Genomic DNA, 25970 nt, shown 5'->3' on the forward strand with positions numbered 1-25970 from the left:
CTCGCCTTGAGACGAGCGCCCAGTCGAGGGGTTCATGCGACGGGCTTTAGGCCGGACGGGCGCGGGCGCGTCCGGCGAGCATGGCGTAGGCCGCCTCGGAACCGGCGGCGGCCGCGGCAACCGGATCCTCGCCCTTCAACACCGCCGCCAGGGTCGCTCCGGCGAACACATCGCCCGCTCCGGTGGCGTCATAGACCTTGAGCCGTCGTGTGGGGACCGTACGGACGTAGCCGCCGTGGTCGACCAAGACGCCCTCCTCGCCGCGCGTTTCGAAGATCGCCCTCGGCGCGGCGGCGCCGCCGCCGCTCCCCAGCAGCCCATCGATCCACGGACGCTCCGCGCCGTTGCAGAAGACATAGTCGGCGCGAGCCAGCAGCTGCTTCACCAGTCCGTCGGGAAAGCAGGCCGGATCGTTCTTGGCGATCCACGCCACCCGCGCCTGGGGGCGAACTTCTCCCAGCAGCCGGGTGGCGACTTCGGGATCGCCGGCGGCGATCACTACCACATCGGCCCTGGCGACGAGGTCGCGCTGGACTTCCGTCTCCGCGCCGCTCAGCGAGCGCAGCACGCAACCATAGGCGCCGTTGGCGCTGTAGATCAGCAGGCACTGAGCCGTTCGGGCCCCGGAGATCTTTGAGACGCCGGACACATCCAAACCCGCCGCGCGGCAGCCGGACAGGAAGATCAGCCGCTCCTCGTCATCGCCGACCCAGGTGACGGGACTCACCTCGAAGCCCCCGGCCGCCAAGGCGGCGCTGGTATAGAGCGCGGCGGCGCCGGCGCGTGGCCTCAAGGACTCCGGATCGCCGCGCATCGGCAAGGTGCCGCGCCCTCGAAAGTCGCCGTCGACCTCGACCACATAGTCGATCGTCGCAAATCCGCAGACGACGATCCTGGGGTTGTTCATCTCGTTCTCCCAAAGCCTCGAACAGGACGAGGCGTTTCTTGGCAGGATCGATCGGAGAAAGGCCGGAGCAACGGCAGGCGCGCCGCTCCGGCAGGTCGCCGCTAGAACCGTACGCGCAGGGACGCGGTGTAGGTGCGCGGCGCGCCGAGGAAGTAGCGGTCAAGCGTGCGGACGGTCGGCCCGGTCTGCAGGCCGAACTCCGGCTGCGTCGCGGTCGAGCCCGACACTGCGCCGATGTAGGTCTCGTCGAAAAGATTATCGACGTTGAACTGCAGTTGCATCTCCGGCAGCCCTTGGCGACGGATGTCATAGGCGGCCGACAGGCCTACGACGGTGTAGCCGTCGATGGTCTCGACCTCGATTTCGTCGAAGGTCACCGGGCGAATGATATGGCCGCCCACGCGGTCGCCGACATGGCGTCCGGTGACATCGAGCTTGAGGTTCGAGGTGGCCTGCCAGCCGACCTGGGCGAAGAACGAGGTCTTGGGAATGTCGCGCACGCGCGCGCCGCCGATGATGCCGATCGCGGCCAGGTTCCTTCGGGCCGTGCTGCCGACCGGCGGGTCGTCATGCTTGGCGTCCTGCAGCGACAGCGATCCGTAGACGTCGATCGCTCCGAAGTCATAGAAGCCGGTGAATTCCACGCCGCGCGACTTCTGACCGGCAGTGTTGGCCGCGCGCGTGGCGACGTTGCCCCGCACGACCTCTTCGGGATCCAGGGCCGAGGTCGGGTCGCGCGGCACGATGCCGACATTGTTCTTCAGGTGGACATCGTAGCCTTGAACCGAGAAGGCGGCGTTGTCGCGGACCCAGCGCAGACCAAGGTCGAGGTTGCGGGTCTCGACAGGCTTGAGGTCGTCCGGATTGATCACCGCCGTCGAGCCCAGGAAGGCGTCCTCGGGAATGCCCGAGAAGCCAGTCGCGTAGCCGCCGAACATCTCCCAGGCGCCCGTGAGTCTGTAGGACGCGCCCAGTTTCGGATTGACCTTGGAGTCCTGCGAGAACTTGACGTTGGCCTTGTATTCCAACGGCGACTTGGCGTCGTACTTGAGGTGGAAGAAGGTCAGGCCCAGATCAACCTTCAGGCGATCGTCCAGAGCCCGAATCTCGTCCTGGGCGTAGAACATCAGGGTCTCGACCGAGGCCGTCCGTTCGTACTCGACATAGTTCAGCCTGGATCGATCGTACGCGATGCTCTGGGCCGAGTTTATGATCGGATAGAAGTTCCGCTTCTCGGTCGACTCCCCGCCTTCCCACCAGCCGCCGATGCGGACGCTATGGCCGGCGAAAAGATTGTCGGCCTTGACTTCGGCCGTCAGGCCGTAGCGATCGCGGTCGCGCGGCGTGACGCGCATATCGGCAGGACCGCCGACGGCGTTGCTGTTGCGAAGAGTCGTCAGGCTCGGGCGCACGGCGCCGCCGGACGTGTTGTAGCTGGTGACCGCGCGCGGGTCACCGCCGGTCAGGATCCGCCGGCGGTCCTGGTAGCGATACGACTCGCCCTTGAGCGTCTGGTAGTAGGGATTGACGCCCAGGGTCACATTGTCGGCCAGCTTGAAGCGGCCGTTGACATAGGCCAGCAGGTCCTTGCGCCTGCCGCCCAGAGCGCCGCCAAAGTCGATGTCGCGGGCCGGAACGCCCGTGAGGTCGTCGAGCGCGCGGTCGCTGTGGGGATTGGCGAGGAATTCCCCCCTGGTGACGATGTTGAAGTCGTTGTCCGTCTGGTCGTTGTAGGACAGCCGCCCGGTAAGGCTTGAGCCGTCCTCGAACGCCTTGACGATCTTGGCCTCGTAGTGCGCGCGCTTGGAATGGCGCGAGCGCTGACCGGCCCAGATGTCGTTTTCCTGCTTGGAGGCGGTCGCATAGGCGGTCAGGCCCTTGGCGATCTCGCCGGTGTCGACACGTGCATAGCCTCGCCAGAAGTCGAACGACCCTGCGCCGCCTTCGAGGGTGACGCCGAAGTCCTGCTTGGGCTTGTCGGTCACGAAGTCGATGAAGCCGCCCAGGGCGAAGCGCGACGGCGCGCCGATGTCGCCCGAGCTTTGCGACACGGTGATCTTGCCGATGTTGCTGGATTCAATGAAGCGCTGCGGCGGCGAACCGCCATTGAACCGGGAATCGCCGGTCGGGACGCCGTCGAGCGTCAGGCCGATCTGTTCGTCGGAGAGGCCCCGGAGATAGATCTCGAACGAGAAGCTGCCCCCACGGCTGTCGCCGGTCGAAACCTGGACCCCGGGCACCTTGACTAGGCTCTGGGTGATGTCGGCTCCGGCCGGGCGCTGCAGGATATCCTCGGCGCCCACCGTGAACGTGGCCCGCGCGAGTCCCGAACCAAAGCGTTCGCTGGTGACGACCACTTCCTCCAAGGTGTTGGCGTCACTCTGCGGCGCGACCGTCGCCTGGGCGCTGGCATTGGCCGCCCCCATCAGAACCGCGATCGTCGAAACACCCCAAACCAGATAGCCCCGCATGTCACTTCCCCTGTCAGCGTCGGCGCATACAAGGCATAAATTGAAACGTTTCACTAGTAGATTTTTGCAAGAATCCGGTCTAGGCAGGCTTGACGGCATGAAATTGCCTTCACGTCATGCCTTTTGCTACCGACACCCTCGGGCTTCACCCCCTAATGGCGCGTCGGGAATGACGGTTTTCTGAATGCATTAAGTTGCTCGTTCAGAACGATGCCCCTAAGAAGGGTCAGGACCAATCGAGCCCGAGGCGAATTCGTGAGCGAGACCAGCGGACGTCGGCCAACGCTCAAGGAGGTCGCCCGCGCGGCGGGCGTTTCGGTGGCCAGCGCATCGTATGCGATCAATGGAACGGGCTCGGTAGGGGAACAGACCCGCGAGCACATCCTGGCGGTCGCCGCCCAACTGGGCTATCGGCCCAATCTCAGCGCCAAGGCGATGAAGACGGGCCGGACGGGAACCATTGGCCTGGTCGTTCCCGACCTGACCAACCCGTTCTTCCCGAGCTTGGCCCAGGTAATCATCCAGACCGCGCGCCAGCGCGGCTACAGCGTGCTCCTCACCGACACCGAGGGCTCGCCCGACGCCGAGCGGCAATCTCTCCAGCTGCTGTCGGAGCGCGGCGTCGACGGGGTGATCTGGTTTCCCGTTTCCGACGACAGCGCCGTTGGCGAAGCCATCGGCGGAACGCCCACCGTCGTCCTCGACCGCAATCTGGCCGGCTACGACGTGATCCACGCCGACTACGCCCAGGGGGGCGAACTGGCTGCGCGACGCCTGATCGCTGCGGGCCACACGCGCATCGGCGTCATCTCCGGTCCGGTCGCCGCCTCCAGCGCCCGCCAGCGGGCCCAAGCCGCCGCGGAGGTGATCAGGACTGAAGCGCAGTTGGCCTGGCAGGTCAGCAACGCTTTCTCGCTGGATCTCGAGCCGGCCGTGCTCGCCGCGATCGACAGCCGGGACGCCACCGCGATCGTCGTCGGGGCCGACCTGATCGCCATCGGCGCGATCCGCCATCTCCATGCGTCCGGCCTCAAGGTGCCCGAGGACGTCTCGATCATCGGATTCGACGATATCCCGTGGGCGCCGCTCAACACCCCCCCCTTGTCGACCATCGAAATGCCCAGCGAGGAGATGGCGCTCGAGGCGGTCGAGCTGCTGCTTCGCCGTATCGCCCAGCCTGACGAGCCGCGCCGGCGGGTGGTTTTCAATGTCGGGCTGATCGAGCGCGCCTCGGTGGGCCCGCCGCCACGATAGATGGCGTTGCTCCTGGGATCGGCGCTCCTGACGCTCGCCCTTGGCGGGGCGGCTTCACCGCGCCCGAACTGCGCGCTTCCCGCGCCGGTCGCACACTTGAGCGGCGTCCATGACGTCGCTTCGACGGCTGGCGGCCCCACCCGCGACTTCGGCGGCATTTCGGGCATGGACCAGCGCCACGGCCGATGGCTGCTGATCAGCGACGATCGGTCCGAACGCGCCCCGGCGCGGCTCTACCAAGCCCGGATCGCTTTCCGGGGCGGGACGATCGGCGATGTTCGACTTTTCGCGCCACGGCCCCTGCGGGATCAAGCCGGCCAGCCCTTCCCCAGACCTGGCCTGGGACGCGAGGCCGTGGACGCCGAGGCGGTGCGCTTCGATCCGAAGGACGGTGCGATCATCTGGAGCAGCGAAGGCGACGCGCGGGACGGATTTGCGCCGGGCCTGAGGCGGCAGAGCCGCCCAGGAAGCCTCAGCCGTCCCATCACCCTGCCGCCCGGCCTGATCGAGACGCCAAACCAGGGCCCTCGGCCCAATCTCGCCTTCGAAGGCCTGACCTTCGGGGTCGACGGCGAGGCGCTTTGGATCGGCCTTGAGGCGCCGCTGAAGCAGGACGGCCCGCTGGCTTCGCGCGCCGCTGGCGTCCTGGTGCGGCTCAGCCGACTAGGGCGCCAGGGCCAACTGGTCCAGTTCGCCTATCGAACCGATCCGATCTCGGCCGCCTCAACAGGCCTGCGCGCCGACAACGGCGTCAGCGAGATCCTCGCCCTGGACGCCGAGCGCCTGCTGGTTCTCGAACGATCCGGCGTCGAGGTGTCGCCCGGCCGCTTCTCCTATGACGTGCGGCTCTATGTCGCCGACCTGCGCGGCGCGACCGATGTCGCCGACCTGGCCTCGCTGGACGGCGCGGCGGTGACGACCGCCGCCAAGACCCTGGTCTTCGATTTCCACGCCGCGGGCCAGGACCGGAATTTCGAGGCCATGGCCTGGGGGCCGCGGCTGGGCGGACGCGCGCGAACCCTGGTGCTGGCCGAGGACAACAACTTCGAGGGCGACAAGACCCGGTTCGTCACCCTGCGCCTGAACATGCCGGCGCGGCCGGCCTGTCCCGCCGGCTAGCTCGCGAGCGCGGCGACCTCATCGAGACTGGGCATGGCGCTCGTCGCGCCCGGACACTCCACGCCGAGCCCTTCGGCGGCCTGGTCCGCCAGCACCGTCTCGCCGACGTGTGCAAAGCTTTCCACGCGCGTGGACAGGTCGCTGTTGGATGCTGCCGAAGATCAAGACTTCCACTCGGTCCCTCCTATTTTGCCTCGGCCCCAGCGATGCGCCCATTGACACGGCAAATGTTAAGTGAAACGTTTCACTTAAGCTATCAACGCGAGGGGGAGCGCCATGGAAGGCAATCCATCGGCCCCATCATCGACCGACCCCCGACAATGGGGCTCGCTGACCCCGGCCACGAAGCCGTCACCCGGTCCTGACACGCGCGTCCGATCTCTTCTCCACCACATTGCAAACCCCCACGGCCTGACAAGGAAGCCATGCCCTCGTTCTCGCAACCGCCAGTCTTCATCGCGTTCACCGGCGTGGATCGCGCCGACCTCATTCCCGAGATGCAGACGCTTTCGAGCGCCTATCCGATCGAATGGGGCCTTCTGATTGATCCCGACAGACCCGCAGACCACCTCTTCGCCGACGAGCGGTTGGTCGACGCCTCGCGCACGGCCGGCGGCCTGCGCCTGGCGGCCCATGTCTGCGGCGCCCTGGCCCGGGAAATCGTCGCCGATCCCTTGACCGCACGGTTCGATCCGACCGGCTTCCAGCGGGTCCAGGTCAATCACAGCTTCGAGGGCAGCTCGCCGGCCGCGATCGCGGCGACCCGGCTTTACGGTCGCCGTGTCGGCGTGCGCGCGGTGTTGCAGACCAAGGACGTCTTCCCCGCCGAGGAGGGGGTCGATTGGCTGTATGACGTCTCCTTCGGCGTGGGGGTGCGCCCGTCGACCTGGCCGGCCTTACCCGACAGCGGACCGTTCTGCGGCTTTTCCGGAGGCTTGGGCCCGGCGACCGTCGAAGGGGCGTTGACGGCGATCGCCGCGCCGGTTGGCGCGATCTACTGGATCGACATGGAGTCGCAGATCCGCACCGACGGCCTGCTCGATCTCGACAAGTGCCGTGCGGTCTGCCGCGCCGTCTATGGCGAGCGGGGCTAAGGTCGGGATGTCGCTCCAGTCCCCTCTGAAGGTCGTCTTTGACACTGATCCCGGCGTCGACGATGCGCTGGCGCTGGCGTTCCTCCATGCTCATCCAGGCTTGGACCTGCTGGCCGTGACCACGGTGTTCGGCAATGCCGACATCGAGACCACGACCCGAAACGCGCGCTACCTCTGCCAGCGCTTCGGGATTTCCGCGCCGATCGCTCAGGGCGCCGCCAAGCCGCTGCATCGGGCGCGAAACCCTTCGCCCGTCGCCATCCATGGCGGCAACGGGCTGGGAGACTATCCGGTCCCCGACCTTCGCCTGCCGCCGCTCCAGCCTCGCGACGCCGCCGACGAGATCATCGCTCGGATCAGGGCCGCGCCCGGCGCGGTGACGATCATCGCAGTGGGCCCGCTGACCAATCTGGCCCTGGCTTGCACGCGCGATCCCGAGATCGCCATCCTGGCGAGGGAAGTGATCCTGATGGGCGGCGCCTTCGGCGTCGGAAAACACGCCGGGAACGTCACCCCTCACGCCGAAGCCAACATCTTCAACGACCCCGAGGCGGCCGCCATCGTCCTGGCCGCGCCCTGGCCGATCAGCATCGTGGGCCTAGACGTGACGCTCGACTGTCTGCTGACCAACGAGGCGGCCGAGGCCCTGACAGAGCGGGCGGGATGGCTGGGGCGCTTCATCTTCGATGTCACGCGCCACTACGTCGAAGCCTACCGGGCCGATGGCGTCGATGGGTGCTGCCTGCACGATGTCGCCGCCGTCGCCTATGCCATAGACCGCGGCCTCTTCCGGATCCGCCACGGCGCGGTCGGCGTCGACACCATCGGTCCGCAGACCGGCCGCACCCGTTGGCTTCCCGACGAGCCGCCCCCAGCCCCGCGGAATGTCTGCGTGGGCGTTGACCGTGACGGCCTGGTCGACCTCTTCTGCGAATCCATCGTTCGACAATCCGCCCTGACCGAGGCCGAGACGTGACACGCTCGCTTCTGTCGCCCCTGCTTCTGGCGCTCTTGGCTGGATTGGTCGTTCCCTTCCAGGCTGCGCCAACGCCCATCTCGCCAAGGCCCTGGGCCATCCGTCCTGGGCCGCGACGGCGGCCCGGAGCCTGGCGGCCCTCACGATTTGGCCGCCCTTTCCCCTTTCCCGCGCGCTCTCGGGCCTGACGCGCCAGGCATGGTAGCCGTTGGCCGACAGGCCCAGAACCCGACACATCATGCGAACGGCCTGGCGTCGCGGCGCTCATCGACGAACCCGAACTTCATCGGGAGGCCGCCCCGAAGATGAGCACGGCGATTTTTCCGCTCGTCCCCGACATCAGTCGCCACCTTTCAAGAACCTAGCGAAAAGGACGCAGATCTTGGCTACGCGCCGCGGCCAGGTCCTGTAGCCAATTGCGCACGGCCCGCACCCGGGCGCTCGCGGCAACCTCTCGCAAGGTGCTGACCCAGAAGCGACGCTGCAACAGCACACGCGGCGTCACCCTAATTAGACCCTCCGCCAGGAAGCAGGGCAGAATCCCGACCCCGCCCCCAGCCAGGATGATCTCGCGCTGCGCCCGGATCGAGGAGCTCGACAATGCCGCCTCAAGCCCAGGCGCCGCCTCATCGAGATAGCGCAGTTCCGGCGAATAGAGCAGGTCATCGACATAGCCGACGATCTGGCATCGCCGCAGATCCTCGGCCTCATCCAGCGAACCAATCTCCGCGAGATACTGCGGCGTCGTGTAGACGGCCAGCTGATAATCCGTCAGCGGCTCGACCAGCAGTCGGCTGTCGGTGGGCGCGCTCAGGGTGACAGCCAGGTCCACCTCGCGCCGCGCCGGCGACAGGAACCCGGCATTAGCCGCCAGCTCGATCCGCAGCGTCGGACGAGCGCGACGGAAGGCCGGCAAGGCGGGGGCCAGGACGTGCGCCCCGAAGCCTTCGGCGACACTGATGCGCACCGCGCCACCGGCGGCCTCCGGATCGCCGGACCGGACAGCGGCGTGCATGGCGGTCTCGGCTTGCAACCCCGCCTCGAGCAGCCGTGAGCCGGCGCTAGTCAACCGCAGCCCCGCCGCCGAACGGACAAACAGCGTCGCCTTCAGAACGGTCTCCAGCCTCGCCACGCGCCGACTGACGGTGGCGGTGTCGACACCCGTCCTCTGAGCGGCAGCGTTGAACGAGCCGGCCCGCGCAGCGGCCAGGAAGTAGCGAAGATCGTCCCAGTCGAACATGGCTGTGAAAATTTGCCGAAACTCTTTGCATAATCGCAATAGCCATCTTGCATATATCGAAGATAGTGCGTCCCAACAATGGGAGAGCACTGTGCGGGCGATCAGTCATTTCGTGAACGGACAAGCCCTCGAAGGACAGTCCGGCCGCTTCGGCGATGTGTTCAACCCGAACACCGGCGAGGTCCAGGCCCGTGCGCCCCTAGCGACCGAGGCCGAGCTGGACGCCGCGGTCCAGGCCGCCGCCGCCGCCCAGGTCGGCTGGGCCGCCACAAATCCCCAGCGCCGCGCCCGGGTGATGTTCGAGTTCAAGCGCCTGGTCGAGCGCGACATGAACGCCCTGGCCGAGATCCTGTCGTCCGAGCACGGCAAGGTCATCGCCGACTCCAAGGGCGACATCCAGCGTGGCCTGGAAGTCATAGAGTTCGCCTGCGGGATCCCCCACGTGCTGAAGGGCGAGTACACCGAGGGCGCGGGTCCCGGCATCGATGTCTATTCGATGCGCCAGCCGCTGGGCGTCTGCGCGGGCATCACGCCATTCAACTTCCCGGCCATGATCCCGATGTGGATGTTCGGCATCGCCATCGCGGTGGGCAACAGCTTCATCCTCAAGCCGTCGGAGAAGGATCCGACGGTACCGGTCAAGCTGGCCGAGCTGATGATGGAGGCCGGCGCCCCCGCCGGGGTGCTGAACGTGGTGCACGGCGACAAGACCGCCGTCGACGCCATCCTGACCCATCCGCTGATCCGCGCGGTCAGCTTCGTCGGCAGCTCCGACATCGCCCACTACGTCTACCAGACGGGCGCGGCGCATGGGAAGCGCGTCCAGGCCATGGGCGGGGCCAAGAACCACGGGATCGTCATGCCCGACGCCGACCTGGACCAGGTGGTCAAGGACCTGTCCGGCGCGGCCTTCGGTTCGGCCGGCGAGCGCTGCATGGCCCTGCCGGTGGTCGTGCCGGTTGGCCGCAAGACCGGTGACGAGCTGCGCGAGCGGATGGTCGCCGAGATCGAGACCCTGAAGGTCGGTATCTCCACCGATCCCGCCGCCCACTACGGCCCGGTGGTCGGCGCCGCGCATCGGGCCAAGATCGCCGACTACATCCAGCTGGGCGTCGCCGAGGGCGCCGAGCTGGTGGTCGATGGCCGCGACTTCGCCCTGCAGGGCTTCGAGAATGGCTTCTTCATCGGCCCCTCGCTGTTCGACGGCGTCACCAAGGGCATGAAGACCTACCAGGAGGAGATCTTCGGACCCGTCCTGCAGATCGTCCGGGCCGAGAGCTTCGAGGAGGCGCTCAGCCTGCCGTCCGAGCACCAGTACGGCAACGGCGTGGCGATCTTCACCCGCAACGGCCGGGCGGCCCGCGAGTTCGCCAGCCGAGTCAATGTCGGCATGGTCGGCATCAACGTGCCGATCCCGGTGCCGGTCGCCTACCACACCTTCGGCGGCTGGAAGCGCAGCGCGTTCGGCGACACCAACCAGCACGGCGTCGAAGGCGTGAAGTTCTACACCAAGGTCAAGACGATCACGGCGCGGTGGCCGGAGGGCGACCACGAGGGCGACGCCTTCGTCATCCCGACGATGAAATAGGCTCGGTGCGCCGCCCACCTCCCGGTGACGGCGCGCGACTGGCGGTTCGGGATTTTGATCCCGAACCGCCCTTTTACGGATCTCACAATGTCTTTCGCCCTGACCGAAGACCAGCGCGCGATCCAGGCCATGGCCGGCGACTTCGCCGCCGACCGCCTGGCCCCGCATTCGGCCCATTGGGACGAGATCCGCCACTTCCCGATCGACGTCCTACGCGAGGCCGCGGCGCTGGGCTTGGCTGGCATTTACGTGGCCGAAGAGGTCGGCGGCAGCGGCCTGACGCGCCTGGACGCCTCGCTGGTGTTCGAGGCGCTCAGCTACGGCGATGTGTCGACGGCTGCCTTTCTGTCGATCCACAACATGGCCTCGTGGATGATCGACCGGTTCGGATCCGACGAACTGCGCCGGCGCTACCTGCCACGCCTGACGACGATGGAGTCGATCGCCAGCTACTGTCTGACCGAACCGGGCGCGGGCTCCGACGCCGCCAATCTGCGCACCAGCGCCCGTTTGGACGGCGACGCCTATGTCGTCAATGGATCCAAGGCCTTCATCTCGGGGGCCGGCGCATCAGACGTCTATGTCGTGATGGTCCGCACCGGAGGACCCGGCGCTAAGGGCGTCTCGGCCCTGGTGGTCGAGAAGTCGATGGCCGGCCTGTCGTTCGGGGCTAATGAAAAGAAGATGGGCTGGAACAGCCAGCCGACCGCCCAGGTCAATTTCGACAATGTCCGCGTGCCGGCCGCCAACCGTATCGGGGACGAAGGCGAGGGCTTCCGCTTCGCCATGATGGGGCTGGACGGCGGGCGGCTGAACATCGCCTCCTGCTCGCTGGGCGGTGCGAAGTTCGCCCTCGACACGGCCAAGGCCTATCTGGAGACCCGCAATCAGTTCGGCCGTCCGCTGAAGGATTTTCAGGCCCTGCAGTTCAAGCTGGCCGACATGGCCACCGAGCTGGAGGCCGCCCGGCTGATGGTTCGCCGCGCCGCCGCCGCCCTGGACAACCGCGACCCGGAGGCCACCAAGCTGTGCGCCATGGCCAAGCGCTTCGCCACCGACGCCGGTTTCCAGGTGGCCAACGACGCCCTGCAGCTGCACGGCGGCTACGGCTACCTGCAGGACTATCCGCTGGAACGCATCGTCCGCGACCTGCGCGTCCACCAGATCCTGGAAGGGACCAACGAGATCATGCGGGTGATCATCGCCCGCGAGATGTTCCGTTAGCCGCCCCGTCCCTTGGCCCGAACAACGTCCACTCCCTCTTCGCAGGACCTCATGAACATCCACGACAATGTCTTCCTCGTCACCGGTGCGGCTTCGGGCCTGGGCGCGGCGACCGCGGACATGCTCGCCCTCGCCGGCGGGCATGTGGTCGCGGCCGATCTCAAGCCCGGCGATGACCCACGCTTCACGTGGGTGGCCTGCGACGTCGCCGACGAGGCCAGCGCCCACGCCGCCGTGGCGACGGCGACGGCGACCGGGTTGGGTCGCTTTTCGGGTCTGGTCAATTGTGCGGGCGTCGCGCCCGGCGCCAAGACCGCCAGCAGCAAGGGGCCCCATCCGCTGGCGCTGTTCGAGACTGTCATCCGGGTCAACCTGATCGGCACCTTCAACATGACCAGGCTGGCCGCCCAGGCCATGCTTGACAACGCGCCCGACGCCGAGGGCGAGCGTGGCGCGATCGTCAACACCGCCTCGGTCGCCGCTTTCGAAGGCCAGGTAGGCCAAGTCGCCTACGCCGCCTCCAAGGCCGGCGTGGCCGGCATGACCCTCAACATCGCCCGTGATCTGGCCCCTTCGGGCGTCCGCTGCTGCACGATCGCGCCGGGCCTGTTCGAAACGCCAATGCTGCGGGGCCTGCCGCAGGCGGTTCAGGAGTCCCTGGGCGGTACGGCGCCGTTCCCCAACCGGCTGGGTCGGGGCCCCGAGTACGCCAAGCTGGTCAAGGCGATCCTCGAAAACCCCATGCTCAACGGCGAGACCATCCGCCTGGACGGCGCCTTGCGGATGGCCCCGCGATGACCGTCGCCGGCCAGGACGAGGTTCTCGTCAGCCAGGACGGCCGGGTCGCCCGGCTCACCCTCAATCGGCCCAAGGCGCTGCACGCTCTGACCGAGGCCATGTGCGCGACCATGACGCGCGCCCTGCTGACCTGGCGCGACGATCCCGCCATCACCCTGGTGATGATCGACCACGCGGGCGAGCGCGGCTTCTGCGCCGGCGGCGATATCCGCATGCTGGCCCGGAGCGGTCAGGGCGATGGCGAGGCGGCGCGATCGTTCTTCAAGACCGAGTACCGGTTGAACCATCTGCTGTTCACCTATCCTAAGCCGGTCGCGGCCTTCATGGACGGCGTGGTGATGGGCGGCGGCGCGGGCGTCGCCCTGCCCTGCCGCTACCGCGTGGCCACCGAGAACACCATCTTCGCCATGCCCGAGACCGGCATCGGCCTATTCCCCGACGTCGGCGGCGGCTGGCACTTGCCGCGCCTGCCGGGCGAGACCGGTCTCTGGCTGGCCTTGACGGGGGCGCGCCTGAAGACCGCCGATTGCCTAGCCTTGGGCCTCGCCAGCCACGCGATCGCCGCCGCCAGTCTTCCGGTCGTTAAGACAGCGATCCTGGCCAATCCAGAAGCGATCGGCACGATCCTCGTCGAGGCCGCCCTCGATGTCGGCCCCGCCCCGCTCAGGGCCTGCCGGACGGCCATCGACACGGCCTTCTCCGGTTCCAGCGTCGAGGAGATCGTCTCCGCCCTGGAGACCGGCGACGCCTGGTCGCGCGGTCAGGCCGAAATTCTCGCTGGCAAATCGCCCCAGGCCCTGAAGGTCGCCTTCCGGCAACTCACCCATGGCCGCGAGCACGACGACTTCACCCAGACCTTGGCCATGGAATACCGGGTCGGCGCGCGGCTGGTGCATCGCCACGACTTCCAGCAAGGCGTGCGCGCCGTGATCGTGGTCAAGGACAACGATCCGCGCTGGGCCCCGTCGTCCCTGGCCGACGTGCCCGACGCCCTGCTAGACCAGATCTTCGCCCCCCTCCCCGCCGACCAGGAATGGACCCCACTGGTCCAAGGAGCCCTCACATGACCCGCATCGCCTTCATCGGCCTGGGCAACATGGGCGGCGGCATGGCCGCCAACCAGGCCAAGGCCCAGCATCAGGTGAGCGCCTTCGATCTGTCGGCGGCGGCGCTGGAGAAGGCCGTGGCGGCCGGCTGCCACGCGGCGGGCTCGGTGGCCGAGGCGGTCAGGGACGCGGAGGTGGTGATCACCATGCTGCCGGCTGGCCCGCACGTGCGCTCGGTGTATGGCGAACACGTGCTGGCCCATGCGCCGAAATCGGCCCTGCTGATCGACTGCTCCACGATCGACCTCGACAGCGCCCGGGCCGTGGCCAAACAGGCGGCCGAAGCCGGCTTCCGCTTCGCCGACGCGCCGGTGTCGGGCGGGATCATGGCCGCCGAGGCCGGGACCCTGGCCTTCATGGTCGGCTGCGACACGGCCGACTTCCCGGCGGTCGAGGCGGCTTTGGCCCCGATGTCGCGCGCGACGATCCACGCCGGCGACCACGGGGCGGGACAGGCGGCCAAGATCTGCAACAACATGCTGCTGGGCGTGTCGATGCTGGGGACCTGCGAGGCCTTCGCCCTGGCCGAGAAGCTGGGCCTGGCCGCCGACCGGTTCTTCGAGATCGCCAGCAAGTCGTCGGGCCAGTGCTGGTCGGTGTCGACCTATTGCCCGGTCCCGGGCGTGGGGCCCGCCACCCCGGCCGATCGCGGCTACGAAGGCGGGTTCGCCACGGCGATGATGCTCAAGGACCTCAAGCTGGCCCAGGAGGCCGCCGCCCGGGCCGGCGCCTCCACCCCGATGGGCGCCCAGGCGGAGGCCCTCTATGCGCTGTTCGACGCCAACGGCTTTGGCGGCAAGGACTTCTCGGCCGTCCTGCAGATGCTGCGCGGGCGGCTGGCGGACCTGAACTGAACTTTCCCATGCCTTCGACGAGCTTAGGAGCCGACCAGATGTCCTACGAAACCCTGCTCGTCGAGCGCGCTCCGGACGGCGCCGAAGGCGTGTTGCGCATCCGCCTGAACCGACCCGAAGCGCTCAACGCCCTGAACGCGAGGCTGTTGGTCGAGATGGCCGACGCCTTGAGGGCGGCCGACGCCGACGAGACCGTGCGCTGCATCGTAATCACCGGCTCGCCCAAGGCCTTCGCGGCCGGGGCCGACATCAAGGAGATGGCGACCAAGACCTACGCCCAGGCCTTCAAGGAAGATTTCTTCACCGCCGGCGCGCGGGCGGTCGAGCAATGCCGCAAGCCGATCATCGCGGCGGTGGCCGGATACGCCCTGGGCGGTGGCTGCGAGCTGGCCATGGCCTGCGACTTCATCGTCGCCGCCGACACCGCCAAGTTCGGCCAGCCCGAGATCAACCTCGGCGTGGCGCCAGGGATCGGCGGCAGCCAGCGCCTGACGCGGCTGGTCGGCAAGTCCAAGGCCATGGACATGATCCTGACCGGCCGAATGATGGACGCGTCCGAGGCCGAGCGCAGCGGCCTGGTGTCCCGCGTCTTCCCGGCGGCCACGCTCGACGGCGAGGTCCTGGCCATCGCGGGCAAGATCGCGGCCCAGTCGCCCCTGGCGGCGATGGCCAACAAGGAAATGGTCGACGCCGCGCTGGAGACGACGCTCGCCGCGGGTCTGAAGTTCGAGCGGCGCCTGTTCCACTCCCTGTTTGCGTTCGAGGACCAGAAGGAGGGAATGGCGGCCTTCGTCGAGAAGCGCCCGCCTCGGTTCGCGGGCCAGTAGTCGACACTGAAGGTCAGGCGACCGGCGCGCCGGGAAAGGCCGGCCGACGCTTGTCCATGAAGGCCGCAACCCCTTCGCGCCCCTCGTCGGATCCGCTGGCGGCGGCGATGGACGCCGCTTCGGCGTCCAGTTGATCGGCCAGTCCGACGATCGCGCCGCCGTGCAGCAATCGACGACAGGCCGCCAGCGCGCCGACGGCCCCCAGGGCCAACGCTTCGGCGGTTTCGCGAGCGGTGGCGACGAGGTCGTCATCGGTCACCGTGCGGGTGACCAAGCCCATGGCGGCGGCCTCCTCGGCCCCGACGCGGCGGTTGGTCAGCATCATCTCCTGGGCTCGCCTCAGGCCGACCAGCCGAGGCAGCAACCAGCTGGCCCCGCCATCCGGGGTCAGGCCGATCGCCGAATAAGCGACCGTGAACTGGGCCGACCGGGCGGCGATAGCGATGTCGCCCAGAATGGCCAGGCTCAGCCCTGCGCCTGCGGCGGGACCATTGATGGCCGTGACCAGCGGTTTGGCCATCGTCGCCAGGCGCAGGACGCCGGCGTGAAAGGTCCTCGCCAGGGCGCCCACCGTCTCCTCGGCCTTGTCGCCGATCCGGGCGAAGAGGTCGACATCGCCGCCAACGCAGAAGAACGGTCCCGCCCCCGTCAGGACCACGCACCGTATGTCGCCATCATCGGCGCAACGGATGGCGGCCTCGTGCAGGGCCCGCGCCATCTCCGGCCCGACGGCGTTGCGGCGCTCAGGCCGGTTCAGCGTCAGCCAGGCCACGCCCCTTGCGATCTCGACGGCGACGGCCGGGGTGTCGGTCATGCACTCGCCCCCATCGCCTGGACCCAGGCCAACCGCGCCAATTCCGGAAACGCCTCCGCGCGCTCGGCCGCCTGGGCCGAGGCCGCCGCGCCGCGCAGCACGCGGCCCTTGATGCCGTGGAAGATGGCGGCCAGACGAAAGAAGTTGAAGGCGAGATAGAAACCGTAGCCCGGCATTCCGGACCGCCCTGTGCGGCGACAATAGGCGGCCAGGTAGTCGGCCTCGGTCGGCAGGTTCAGCCCGGCGAGATCCGCGCCGCCAAGCCCAGCGACGATGTGCGGCGGCATCCGGTACATCATGGCGTTGTAGGTGAAGTCGGCCAACGGATGGCCGAGTGTTGAAAGCTCCCAATCCAGCACGGCCAGGATGCGCGGCTCGGTCGGATGGAAGATCATGTTGTCGATGCGGAAGTCGCCATGGACGATCGCGGTCTCGTCGCCGTCGTCGGGAACGTGCTCGGGCAGCCAGGCCACCAGCCAGTCCATGTGCGGGTTACGACCCGCCGCCTCGTCCTCAAGATACTGCCTGGACCAGCGCGCGATCTGTCGGGCGAAGTAGTTCCCCGGCCGGCCGTAGTCGCCCAGGCCGACGGCGGCGTAATCGACCTGATGCAAGGCGGCCATCGTCGCGTTCATGGCCTCGAAATAGGCCGGGCGCGACGCGCGATCGACCTCGGGAAGGGTGGCGTCCCAGAAGATCCGGCCTTCGACCATCTCCATCACGTAGAACCACGACCCGATCACCGTCTCGTCGGTGCAGACGCCATACACGTGGGCGACGGGGAAGTTCGCCTTCTCCAGCCCGACAAGGACCCGCGCCTCGCGGTCGACGGCGTGGGCCCCCTGGAGCAATTGGCCGCCCGGCTTGCGCCTTAGGACGTAGGTCCGCTCCGCCGTGGCCAGCTTGTAGGTCGGGTTCGACTGGCCGCCGCGGAACTGCTCGACGCGGATCGGGCCGGCGAAGCCTTCGACATGGTCGGCCATCCAGCGCTCCAGCGCCATGACGTCGAAGGCGAAACCTTCCCGCACCGGCGTGACGCCGAGGTTGGCCTCTGCAGCGGCCGCGGACATCAGTCCCCTCCTGCGCGATGGTCGCGCTTGATCTTCTTGGCCAGGGACCATTTGTGGACCTCGGTCGGGCCGTCATAGATGCGGAAGGCCCGGATTTCGCGGAACACCTGCTCGACGATGGTGTCGCCACTGACGCCCGTGCCGCCCATGACCTGGACGCAGCGATCCGCCACTCGCATCAGCGCCTCGGACACCGCCACCTTGGCCATCGAGCTCTCGGCCGTTCCTAGCGAGCCCGCGTCCAACACGCCGGCGCACCAGTCGGTCATCAATTCGGCCTGCTTCAGGTCGATCAGGTTCTCGGCCAGCATGAAGCCGACGCCCTCGTGGTCGATCAGCGGCTTGCCGAAAGCCTGGCGCCGGCAGGCGTAGTCGACGGCGATCTCGTGCGCCCGGATCGCCGCCCCGGTCCAGCGCATGCAGTGCGACAGCCGGGCCGGAGACAGCCGGATCTGGGCGTATTTGAACCCCTCGCCGCTCTCCCCCAGCATCTGGTCGGCGGCGATGCGGAGGTCGTCCATGGCGACGATGGCATGCCCCCCGGGCATCGCGCTGTCGATCGTGTCCAGCACCCGCTCGATCCGGATCGCGGGATCGGGCAGGTCGACCAGGAACAGGCACGCCCCCTCGTCGCCCTTGGCCATGATGATCCCGACCTGGGCTCCATCCGCTCCGGTGATGAAGGCCTTGCGGCCGTTGATTATCCAGTGACGGCCGTCCCGCCGACAGGTCGTCTTCATCATCGACGGATCGGAACCGGCTCCACCTTCCAAGGCCGGCTCGGTCATGAAGAAGGCCGATCGCGCCCGCCCCTCGATCAACGGCACGAGGAACCGCTCCTTGATCGCGGGCGAGCCGACCTTGCCGATCAGGTACATGTTGCCTTCGTCGGGGGCGGCGGTGTTCACCGCCACCGGCCCCAGCGGCGACAGCCCGGACTTGCGCAGCACCCAGGCCGTCTCGCGCTGAGTAAGATGCTCTCCGCCGGCCAGGATATGCGGGGTCAGCACGCCCGCCGCCCGGGCCCTTTCCTTGAGCTCAGAGGCCAGCGCGTCTGACGGGCCATGGCCCGTGCGACGAGGGTCCTGCTCGTAAGGAATGACCACCTCGCGCACGAAGGCCTCGACCCGCGCGCCGATCTCTCGCGCCCGGCCTGTGGGTGCGGACAGCTCTTGGATCACAGGCGTCATGTCGCGGTGGTCCCGCCGTCCACCACCAGTTCGGCGCCGGTCATGTAGCGGGACTCTTCGCTCGCCAGGAACAGGATGGCGTCGGCGATGTCCTCGGGAGCCCCGACGCGGCGCATGGGGATGTTGGCCAGGATCTTGTCCGAGTTCGCGGGGTCCTGGTGAAACCGCGCCGTCAGCGGCGTGGCGATGTGGCCGGGATGGATCGAGTTGGCCCGCACGCCGTTGCCCAACGCCGCGCACTCCATCGCCGTAGCCTTGGTGAACAGCCGCACCCCGCCCTTGGCGGCGCTGTAGGAGGCGGTGTTCGGCGCGCCCGTCAGTCCCCGAACCGACGACATATTGATGATCGAACCCCGCCCCGACGCCGCCAGGGCCGGGAGAAGGTGCTTGGTGCCTAGGAAGACGCTGTCGAGATTGACCGCGATGATCGACCGCCAGCTCTCCAGCGTGGTCTCGGCGATGGACTTGAACGCGCCAAAGCCGGCGTTGTTGACCAGGACGTCGAGCCGTCCGTGCCGGTCCTGCACGCGGTCGGCGAGCGCGACCCAGTCCGCCTCCTCGGTGACGTCCATCGTGACGGCCTCGTGGCCTTCGCCCGAAAGTTCGTCGATCGCCTCAGCCAAACGTGCCTCGTCCCGGTCCAGCAGAACCACCCGCGCGCCCTCCCTGGCGAAGGCCCGCACGGTGGCCAGGCCGATGCCGGACGCGGCGCCCGACACTACCGCGACCTTGTCCTCCAATCGGCCCATTTCGCACCTCCTCGACAGATCGGCGCACCGAGCCGATATCCATCTTGCTACCCGACCGTCCGGTCGGTAGTCAAATGAGCAAGCCCACCGAGAACGACAATTTCGACTCCGAGGAACCCTGATGGACGTATCTCACAACCCGCTGCTGGCGATCGGCTCTCTGCGGAAATCGGCCCCAAAGACGGTGGCGGGGTATCGTCGTTTTCGCGCCGTGATCGACACCGACGGCGCCTTGCCCGCGCCGATCAAGGCTCTGTTCGTAGCCTGCGCCGCCTGCGTGAAGGGCTACGAGGAAATGGCGTTGAGAGAGCTGCGGCGCGGCCGCGACCTGGGCTTGACCGAAACCCAGGCGCGCTCGGCGTTGGCCATCCTGTCCAGCGTGCGGGGCGAAGGCGCGGCGCTGCGGTTCAATGCCATCTTCGCCGTCGCCTATCCCGAAGCCCGGGATGAGGCGTTCGAGGCCGCGGACCTGGAGGTGGCGTCCGGCGAGGCGGCGGCCAACTTCCTGGCCTATTTCACGACGATGCCGCCAACCTTGGGCAAGCTGCTGGACCTCATTCCGACCGCGGCGGACGCCTACTACCTGATGCGTGAAGGCACCCTCTCGGGAACCGCCCTTGAGCCGCGCCACGCCGAACTGTTGCTGGTCACCGTGCTGGTCGCCGATTACAGCCCCTGGTCCTCGGTGCACATGCAAGGCGCGCGCAAGGCGGGCGCCAGCGAGCACGAGGTGGCCGAGGCGGTGCTTTGCGCAGTCCCGACCAGCGGGTTGTCGGCCTGGGTGGTGGGCGCGACGGCGATGGACGCCTGACGCCTGTCAGAGGCTGCTGACCAGATGCCCGCCGTCGACCGCGATCACTGACCCGGTCATGTAGTGCGAGGCATCCGAGCACAGCAGGAGCAGCGGCCCGTCGAGATCCGACATCTGGCCCAGGCGCCCCTGCGGAATGCGCGCGATCAGCCGGGCGCCGGCCTCGGTGGCGAAGAAGGCGCGGTTGAGGTCGGTCTCCACATAGCCCGGGGCCAGGGCGTTGACGCGGACGCCCAGCGGCGCCCATTCCAGGGCCAGGGCCTTGGTCAACTGGATCAGGCCGGCCTTGCTGGCGGCATAGGCGGCCAGACCCTTGGACACCCGCTCGCCCAGGATCGAGGCCACGTTGACGATCGTCCCGCCGCCGCGCTCGCGCATCGCGCGCGCTCCGGCCTGGGCAACCAGGAAGGCCCCGGTCAGGTTGGGCTCGAGCGTATCGCGCCAGTCGGCCGGCGACAGGTCGATGGCGGGACGGGTCTGGGCCACGCCAGCGTTGTTGACCACGATGTCCAGCCCCCCGACCAAGTCCAGCGCCTGGGCGAACCCCGCCGCGACCGACGGGGCGTCGGTGACGTCCATGACCACCGGATGGCACCGTCCGCCCGAGCCGGCGATCTCGTCGGTCAAGGTCTCCAGGGCCGCCCGCCGCCGCGCGGTCGCCACCACGGTCGCTCCCCTGGCGGCCAGGATCCGCGCGAAATGACGGCCCAAGCCGGAGCTCGCGCCCGTGACCAGGGCCACGCGATGGGTGAGATCGGTCATTTCGAATTTCCTCCCGCGGACAAATCGGTTATGCCGTCTAACGTCATTCGACCGGTCGGTCGAGTATTTGAAAGCGAGTGATGCCCAACGGTCGTCTGGAGGGAAAGCGGGCGCTGGTGACCGGCGCGGCGGGAGGCCTGGGCGCGGCGATCGCAGCGCGCTTCGTCGCCGACGGGGCGCGCGTGTTGCTGGGTGACGTTGACCGGGCCCGGGGCGAACAACTGGCCCGCGACCTTGGCGACAGGACGGTCTTCGTCACCCTGGACGTCGCCGCGCCGCCGGCCTGGAACAAGGCGATGGAAATCGCCGCAACCGCCTGGGGCGGTCTGGACGTGCTGGTCAACAACGCCGCCCTCGCCTCGCCGATCGTGCCGATCGAGCAGAGGGATCCGGCCGACTGGGACCGGATGATGGCGATCAATCTGGGCGGCCCGTTCCTGGGCGCCCGGGCGGCTCTGCCGGTATTCCGCGCGGGCGGCGGCGGTGTCATCGTCAATGTCTCGTCGGTGGCCGGCCTTGGCCAGTCGGGAATCATGGATCCGGCCTATGCCTGCAGCAAGGCGGGCTTGACCATGCTGACCCGGATCATCGCCGCCCAGCACGCCCGAGACGGCGTGCGCTGCAACTCGGTGCACCCGGGTCCCATCGACACGCCCCTGGCCCGCGCGACCTATGCCGATACCGAGACCCTGGCGCAGAGACTGTCGCGCATTCCGGCCGGACGCTTCGCCCAGGTCGAGGAGGTCGTCGCCGCCATCGTTTATCTGGCCTCGGAGGAATCCGCCTACGTCACCGGCGTCGCTCTGGGCGTGGACGGCGGCGCCCTGGTGCAATAAGGAGGCCTCATGGATCGTCCGCGTCGGACAACCCCGCCGAGCAGGAAATTGGCGACAGAAAGAGAACACGTGGCTGCGAAGAGAACGGTGAAGCGGCGGCAAACCACCGAGGCGCATGACGGCAAGCGCCTGGAAATCATCGAGCATTGCGCGACCCTGTTCGACAAGGTCGGCTATCACAAGGCCTCGATGCAGATGCTGGCCGACGAGGTCGGGCTCGGCAAGCCGACCCTTTACCACTACTTCCCCAGCAAGCTGTCGATCCTCTACGCGATCCACGAAACGCACATCCGGGCCCTGCTGGACGGCCTGGAGATCCATGACGGCGAGACCCGCGACCCGATCGTCCTGCTGAGATCGGCCTGCGTCGACATTCTGCGCCAGATCGCCGACCACCCCGGCTATGTGCGCGCCTTCATGGACCACTACGGCGATCTTGAGGGCAAGATGCGCGCCGCGATCCGGGCCCGTCGCATCGAATACTTCGACCGGGTGGTGGGCATCATCACCGAAGGCATTGAAAGCGGCCGGCTGCGTCGCTGCGATCCGACGGTGACCGCCTACGGCTTCCTGGGCATGTGCAACTGGGCCTACAAGTGGTACCCGCCGATGGCGGCTGAACGCACGCCCGAGGAGATGGCCGACGCCCTTTGCCAGCCCTTCTTCGAGGGCCTGGCGATCCCGGGCTGACGGAGACGCGCGTGATCCCCGCCAAGACGCTCGGGGCCGTGAGGGTCGGAAGCGTCGACCGGATCCGGCCGGCGGCCGAGGCGCTGCGCGACATCGTCGCCGACCTGACCGGGCTGCGCTGCGCGGTGACCGACAACATCGCGGTCCAGGAACCGATGAAGGACGGGGCGGGCGAGATCCTGGCCAGCGCCGTGTTCGGCTTCGCCACCGGCGACGACGCGCGCTGGTGGCGGTTTCCGCAGCTGGCCCTGACTTCCCCCCTGCCGATGGCCTGCCGGTTCGAGAGCGAACCATTCTGGTGCAACGCCCAGGGCATTCACACCCCGACGCCCAACCTGCTGCTGTCGGCGCTGGACCTGTCGAACTTCCGGGAAAGGGCGCTGACCAGCGCGGCGATCGTGGCGCCCGTCCACCTGCCCTTCGGCCAGATCGCCGCCGCCAGCTTCCTGTCGCCGGATCCCGAGGTCGATGATCTCTCGGCGCCGTTCGAGCAGCACGGCGAGGCGCTGGCCCTGCTGGCCCGGACCTTCGTGGCCAGCTACGTCAAGGTGACCGAGCGGCGGCGGCCCAGCGTCGCCACGGCGCTGCTGAGCAAGCGGGAGGTCGAGTGCCTGCGCTGGGCGGCCGCGGGCAAGACCAATGACGAGATCGGGACGATCCTGGGCCTGCAGCGCACGACCGTGCGGTTCCACATCCGCAGCGCCTCGGTGAAGCTGGACGCGGTCAACCGCGACCAGACGCTGTTCAAGGCCGCGCAGCTGGGCTTCCTGGCCATGATCCGCTGACCCTTTGGTCAGCAGCCCGACGGCCCGAAGACGGGGTAGTGAATCGGCAGGAGCCGCCATGTCACTCACCCTCGCCCCGCCGATCGCCGACCGCCTGATGGACTTCGACGCCGCGGGCGCGCCGGTCCTGCTGGCCGGCCGCGACCGGCTCACCGGCCGGCTGGTGTTTCCCCTGCCCGCCGACGCCGATCGCTTCGAGCGGGTCGAGCTTCCCAAGCATGGCCGGCTGTGGTCCTGGACCATCCAGCGGTTTCGCCCCAAGTCGCCCCCCTATGCGGGACCCGAGGCGTTCGCGCCCTACGCGGTGGGCTATGTCGCCCTGGACGAGGCGATCATCGTCGAAAGCCGGCTGATCGGCGTGGCGTTCGGGGACCTGCGGATCGGCCTGCCGCTGCGGCTGACGACGGAGCCCTTCACCCTTGAGAGCGGCGAAACGCGGCTGACATTCGCCTTCACGCCGAAGGAGTCCGCATGAGCGACGTCCGCATCATCGCCGCCGGCGTCCACCCGTTCGGCCGCACGCCGGGCCTGACCGGGCTGCAGCAGGGCGTCTTCGCCGTTCGCCAGGCGCTCGCTGTGGCGGGGCTGGACTGGAGCGACGTCCAGTTCGCCTATGGCGGCTCGGACTCGGCCGGCAACGCCGACACCATGGTCTCGGAACTTGGCCTGACCGGCCTGCAGTTCATCAATGTCGCCAACGGCTGCGCCACCGGCGGCTCGGCCATGTTCGGCGCCTACAGCACGATCAAGGCCGGCGAGTTCGATCTCGGCATCGCCGTCGGCTTCGACAAGCATCCGCGCGGCGCCTTCGATCCCAAACCGGCCGACTGGGGTCTTCCCGAATGGTACGGCGAAACCGGCCTGATGCTGACCACCCAGTTCTTCGCCATGAAGACCCAGCGCTATATGGCCGAGCACGGCATATCGATCGAAACCCTGGGCCGGGTCGCCGAAAAGGCCTTCGCCAACGGCGTACTGGCCCCGCACGCCTGGCGGCGCGAGGCCGTTGACCTGGAGACCATCCTCACGGCGCCGTTGGTCAGCGATCCGTTCACGAAGTTCATGTTCTGCTCGCCTGGCGAGGGGGCCGTGGCCTTGGTCTTCGCCAGCGCCGCGCGGGCGCGGCGGCTGGGACTGGACGGTGTCCGTCTCCGCGCCGCGGCCGTTCGCAGCCGGCCGCCGGGATCGTTCGAAGTCTTCTCGCCCGCCCTGGACTTCGTCCGAGGTCCCTCGCCCACGACGCTCGCCTCGCGCGCCGCGTTCGAGATGGCGGGCGTCGCGCCCGGCGACATCGACATCGCACAGCTCCAGGACACCGAGACCGGCGCCGAGATCATGCACATGGCCGAAAACGGCTTCTGCGCCGACGGCGACCAGGAGGCCTGGATCGCAGAGGGCAAGACCCGCATTGATGGCGCCCTGCCAATCAACACGGACGGCGGCTGCCTGGCCTGCGGCGAGCCGATCGGCGCGTCCGGCCTGAGGCAGGTCTACGAGAACTTCATCCAGCTGACGGGCCAAGCCGGCGCCAGGCAGGTCAGCGGCGATCCGCGTCTCGGCTACAGCCACGTCTATGGCGCGCCCGGCGTCTCCGCCGTCGCCATCGTGGAGCGCTGAACATGTCCCTGGCGCTGCCGCCCGAAGCGCTTCGCTTTCGCGACGAGGTGCGGGCCTTCCTGGACGAGCATCTGTCCGCTGACCTGCGGCGCGGCGCGGCCCTGACGTCGGGAGTGTTCGCCGAACCCGACATCGCTCGTCCCTGGCAGGCGATCCTCGAAACGCGGGGCTGGCTGGTCTATCACTGGCCCGTCGCGGCCGGCGGCCCTGGCTGGTCCAGGGTCCAGCGCTGGATCTTCGAGAAGGAATGCGCCGAAGCCGGCGCTCCGGCCCTGCCCGGCATGGGCCTGAAGCTGGTCGGGCCGGTTCTCTACAGCTTCGGGGATGACGCGCAGAAGGCGGACTATCTGCCCAGGCTGCGCTCGGGCGAGGACTTCTGGGCCCAGGGCTTCTCGGAACCAGGATCGGGCTCGGACCTCGCCTCCCTGCGGACCAGGGCCGTGCGGGATGGCGACGACTACCTGGTCACGGGCCAGAAAATCTGGACCACCCAGGCCCATCACGCCAACCGATTGTTCGCCCTGGTGCGCACAAATCCCGAGGCCAAGCCTCAGGCGGGCATCAGCTTCCTGTTGATCGACATGGCCTCGCCGGGCGTCACGGTGCGGCCCATCCTCAGCGCCTCGGGCGACCACGAACTGAACGAGGTCTTCCTTGACGCCGTCAGGGTTCCGGTCGCCAACCGGATCGGCGAGGAAGGCCAGGGCTGGACGATCGCCAAGTTCCTGCTTGAGAACGAACGGGGCGGCTCGTCCTTCGGTCCAGGCCTGGTGGCCGATCTGCGTCGGCTGCTCGATGCCACGGGCCCGCTCAAGGGCGAACTGGCCACCCGCGCGATCCGCCTCTCGCTGGACGCCCGCGCGCTGGAAACGACCGAACTGCGCACCGCGATCGAACTGGACGCTGGCGCGCCGCCCACACCGCGCAGCCTGATCACCAAGCTGGTCGCGTCGGAAATCCGCCAGGGGATCGACGAACTGGCGGTGGACGCCTTCGGTCCCGCCGGCCTGCAGCTCCCCGCCGAGCGTCCTTTCTACGGTCCCGGCATGCCCGCGCCGATCGGCCCACAAGCCGCGCAACCGGCGGCGGCTCGTTACCTCAACAGCCGCGCCTGGACGATTTTCGGCGGGACCAGCGAGATCCAGTTGACCCTCATCGCCAAGGCCGCCGTCGGCCTCTGACACCAAG

General features: G+C 68.3%; 25 protein-coding genes and 1 pseudogene. 17 read left to right on the plus strand and 9 right to left on the minus strand.

Annotated elements, in window-relative coordinates; all coding sequences use genetic code 11:
- Nucleotides 1–46 precede the first annotated feature (46 nt).
- Together EV278_RS07500 and EV278_RS07505 are read right to left on the minus strand one after the other, a co-directional pair.
- Nucleotides 47–907 (minus strand): carbohydrate kinase family protein, encoded by an 861-nt coding sequence (locus tag EV278_RS07500; RefSeq protein ID WP_132088858.1) that lies wholly within the window; start codon nt 905–907, stop codon nt 47–49.
- Between the two features lie 101 nt (nt 908–1008).
- Nucleotides 1009–3378: a TonB-dependent receptor gene (locus EV278_RS07505; protein ID WP_132088861.1), complete on the minus strand. Its 2370-nt coding sequence runs from the start codon at nt 3376–3378 to the stop codon at nt 1009–1011.
- A gap of 255 nt (nt 3379–3633) precedes the next feature.
- Between EV278_RS07505 and EV278_RS07510 the strand changes: the two genes are divergently transcribed.
- From EV278_RS07510 to EV278_RS07525, 4 genes are all read left to right on the plus strand, one after another.
- Nucleotides 3634–4632, plus strand: a complete 999-nt coding sequence (locus EV278_RS07510) for a LacI family DNA-binding transcriptional regulator (RefSeq protein ID WP_243692125.1) — start codon at nt 3634–3636, stop codon at nt 4630–4632.
- Between the two features lie 96 nt (nt 4633–4728).
- Complete coding sequence (locus tag EV278_RS07515) at nt 4729–5751, plus strand: esterase-like activity of phytase family protein (protein WP_165916558.1); 1023 nt, start codon at nt 4729–4731, stop codon at nt 5749–5751.
- 425 nt (nt 5752–6176) lie between these two features.
- A complete protein-coding gene (locus EV278_RS07520; RefSeq protein ID WP_132088871.1) occupies nt 6177–6845 on the plus strand; it encodes a phosphoribosylanthranilate isomerase in 669 nt (222 codons plus the stop codon).
- Between the two features lie 7 nt (nt 6846–6852).
- Nucleotides 6853–7821 carry a nucleoside hydrolase gene (locus EV278_RS07525; protein ID WP_132088874.1) on the plus strand — a complete coding sequence of 323 codons (969 nt, stop codon included), beginning with the start codon at nt 6853–6855 and terminating at the stop codon, nt 7819–7821.
- Nucleotides 7822–7989: 168 nt separating this feature from the next.
- On the opposite strand, the pseudogene EV278_RS07530 reads toward EV278_RS07525, so the two are convergent.
- Nucleotides 7990–8135, minus strand: a pseudogene (locus EV278_RS07530) (IS3 family transposase); the annotation flags it as partial.
- 47 nt (nt 8136–8182) lie between these two features.
- Nucleotides 8183–9061 carry a LysR family transcriptional regulator gene (locus EV278_RS07535; protein WP_132088877.1) on the minus strand — a complete coding sequence of 293 codons (879 nt, stop codon included), beginning with the start codon at nt 9059–9061 and terminating at the stop codon, nt 8183–8185.
- 91 nt (nt 9062–9152) lie between these two features.
- Between EV278_RS07535 and EV278_RS07540 the strand changes: the two genes are divergently transcribed.
- The 6 genes from EV278_RS07540 to EV278_RS07565 all read left to right on the plus strand — a co-directional run bounded on the left by EV278_RS07540 (nt 9153) and on the right by EV278_RS07565 (nt 15458).
- Nucleotides 9153–10649, plus strand: coding sequence for a CoA-acylating methylmalonate-semialdehyde dehydrogenase (locus tag EV278_RS07540; RefSeq protein ID WP_132088880.1), 1497 nt, complete (start codon nt 9153–9155; stop codon nt 10647–10649).
- A gap of 87 nt (nt 10650–10736) precedes the next feature.
- The gene (locus EV278_RS07545; RefSeq protein WP_132088883.1) at nt 10737–11873 is read left to right on the plus strand and encodes an isobutyryl-CoA dehydrogenase; all 1137 of its coding nucleotides are present in this window, start codon (nt 10737–10739) and stop codon (nt 11871–11873) included.
- 51 nt (nt 11874–11924) lie between these two features.
- Complete coding sequence (locus EV278_RS07550; RefSeq protein ID WP_132088886.1) at nt 11925–12671, plus strand: SDR family NAD(P)-dependent oxidoreductase; 747 nt, start codon at nt 11925–11927, stop codon at nt 12669–12671.
- Nucleotides 12668–13738, plus strand: a complete 1071-nt coding sequence (locus tag EV278_RS07555) for an enoyl-CoA hydratase/isomerase family protein (protein WP_132088889.1) — start codon at nt 12668–12670, stop codon at nt 13736–13738. Before EV278_RS07550 ends, EV278_RS07555 begins: the two co-directional genes overlap by 4 nt.
- Nucleotides 13735–14631, plus strand: coding sequence for a 3-hydroxyisobutyrate dehydrogenase (mmsB, locus tag EV278_RS07560; RefSeq protein ID WP_132088892.1), 897 nt, complete (start codon nt 13735–13737; stop codon nt 14629–14631). The genes EV278_RS07555 and mmsB overlap by 4 nt, the downstream gene beginning before the upstream one ends.
- Nucleotides 14632–14669: 38 nt before the next feature.
- Nucleotides 14670–15458 (plus strand): enoyl-CoA hydratase-related protein, encoded by a 789-nt coding sequence (locus EV278_RS07565; RefSeq protein ID WP_132088895.1) that lies wholly within the window; start codon nt 14670–14672, stop codon nt 15456–15458.
- Between the two features lie 13 nt (nt 15459–15471).
- Here EV278_RS07565 and EV278_RS07570 read toward each other — a convergent pair whose 3' ends face one another.
- Genes EV278_RS07570 through EV278_RS07585 form a run of 4 tightly spaced genes read right to left on the minus strand, consistent with a single transcriptional unit; the run spans nt 15472 to nt 19281 of the window.
- Nucleotides 15472–16272: an enoyl-CoA hydratase-related protein gene (locus EV278_RS07570; protein WP_132088898.1), complete on the minus strand. Its 801-nt coding sequence runs from the start codon at nt 16270–16272 to the stop codon at nt 15472–15474.
- Nucleotides 16269–17342 (minus strand): phosphotransferase, encoded by a 1074-nt coding sequence (locus EV278_RS07575; protein ID WP_132088901.1) that lies wholly within the window; start codon nt 17340–17342, stop codon nt 16269–16271. The genes EV278_RS07570 and EV278_RS07575 overlap by 4 nt, the downstream gene beginning before the upstream one ends.
- Nucleotides 17342–18532 carry an acyl-CoA dehydrogenase family protein gene (locus tag EV278_RS07580; protein ID WP_165916559.1) on the minus strand — a complete coding sequence of 397 codons (1191 nt, stop codon included), beginning with the start codon at nt 18530–18532 and terminating at the stop codon, nt 17342–17344. The genes EV278_RS07575 and EV278_RS07580 overlap by 1 nt, the downstream gene beginning before the upstream one ends.
- Complete coding sequence (locus tag EV278_RS07585; protein ID WP_132088904.1) at nt 18529–19281, minus strand: glucose 1-dehydrogenase; 753 nt, start codon at nt 19279–19281, stop codon at nt 18529–18531. Before EV278_RS07585 ends, EV278_RS07580 begins: the two co-directional genes overlap by 4 nt.
- A 121-nt stretch (nt 19282–19402) precedes the next feature.
- On the opposite strand from EV278_RS07585, the gene EV278_RS07590 reads away from it, so the two are divergent.
- Nucleotides 19403–20092: a carboxymuconolactone decarboxylase family protein gene (locus EV278_RS07590; RefSeq protein WP_132088906.1), complete on the plus strand. Its 690-nt coding sequence runs from the start codon at nt 19403–19405 to the stop codon at nt 20090–20092.
- 6 nt (nt 20093–20098) lie between these two features.
- Here EV278_RS07590 and EV278_RS07595 read toward each other — a convergent pair whose 3' ends face one another.
- Complete coding sequence (locus EV278_RS07595; RefSeq protein ID WP_132088909.1) at nt 20099–20854, minus strand: SDR family NAD(P)-dependent oxidoreductase; 756 nt, start codon at nt 20852–20854, stop codon at nt 20099–20101.
- A gap of 80 nt (nt 20855–20934) precedes the next feature.
- Here EV278_RS07595 and EV278_RS07600 point away from each other — a divergent pair, with 80 nt between their 5' ends.
- The 6 genes from EV278_RS07600 to EV278_RS07625 all read left to right on the plus strand — a co-directional run bounded on the left by EV278_RS07600 (nt 20935) and on the right by EV278_RS07625 (nt 25963).
- Entirely contained in the window at nt 20935–21690 is a 756-nt protein-coding gene (locus EV278_RS07600; RefSeq protein ID WP_132088912.1) for a glucose 1-dehydrogenase, read from the plus strand.
- 69 nt (nt 21691–21759) lie between these two features.
- Nucleotides 21760–22380, plus strand: coding sequence for a TetR/AcrR family transcriptional regulator (locus EV278_RS07605; RefSeq protein ID WP_207905450.1), 621 nt, complete (start codon nt 21760–21762; stop codon nt 22378–22380).
- Between the two features lie 11 nt (nt 22381–22391).
- Nucleotides 22392–23165: a helix-turn-helix transcriptional regulator gene (locus EV278_RS07610; protein ID WP_132088918.1), complete on the plus strand. Its 774-nt coding sequence runs from the start codon at nt 22392–22394 to the stop codon at nt 23163–23165.
- Nucleotides 23166–23223: 58 nt separating this feature from the next.
- A complete protein-coding gene (locus EV278_RS07615; RefSeq protein WP_132088921.1) occupies nt 23224–23640 on the plus strand; it encodes an OB-fold domain-containing protein in 417 nt (138 codons plus the stop codon).
- Nucleotides 23637–24782, plus strand: a complete 1146-nt coding sequence (locus tag EV278_RS07620; RefSeq protein ID WP_132088924.1) for a thiolase family protein — start codon at nt 23637–23639, stop codon at nt 24780–24782. The genes EV278_RS07615 and EV278_RS07620 overlap by 4 nt, the downstream gene beginning before the upstream one ends.
- Before the next feature lie 2 nt (nt 24783–24784).
- On the plus strand, nt 24785–25963 hold the full coding sequence (locus tag EV278_RS07625) for an acyl-CoA dehydrogenase family protein (RefSeq protein WP_132088927.1): 1179 nt from the start codon (nt 24785–24787) through the stop codon (nt 25961–25963).
- Nucleotides 25964–25970: the final 7 nt, after the last annotated feature.

The organism is Caulobacter sp. BK020 (assembly GCF_004342605.1).
GTDB lineage: Bacteria > Pseudomonadota > Alphaproteobacteria > Caulobacterales > Caulobacteraceae > Caulobacter.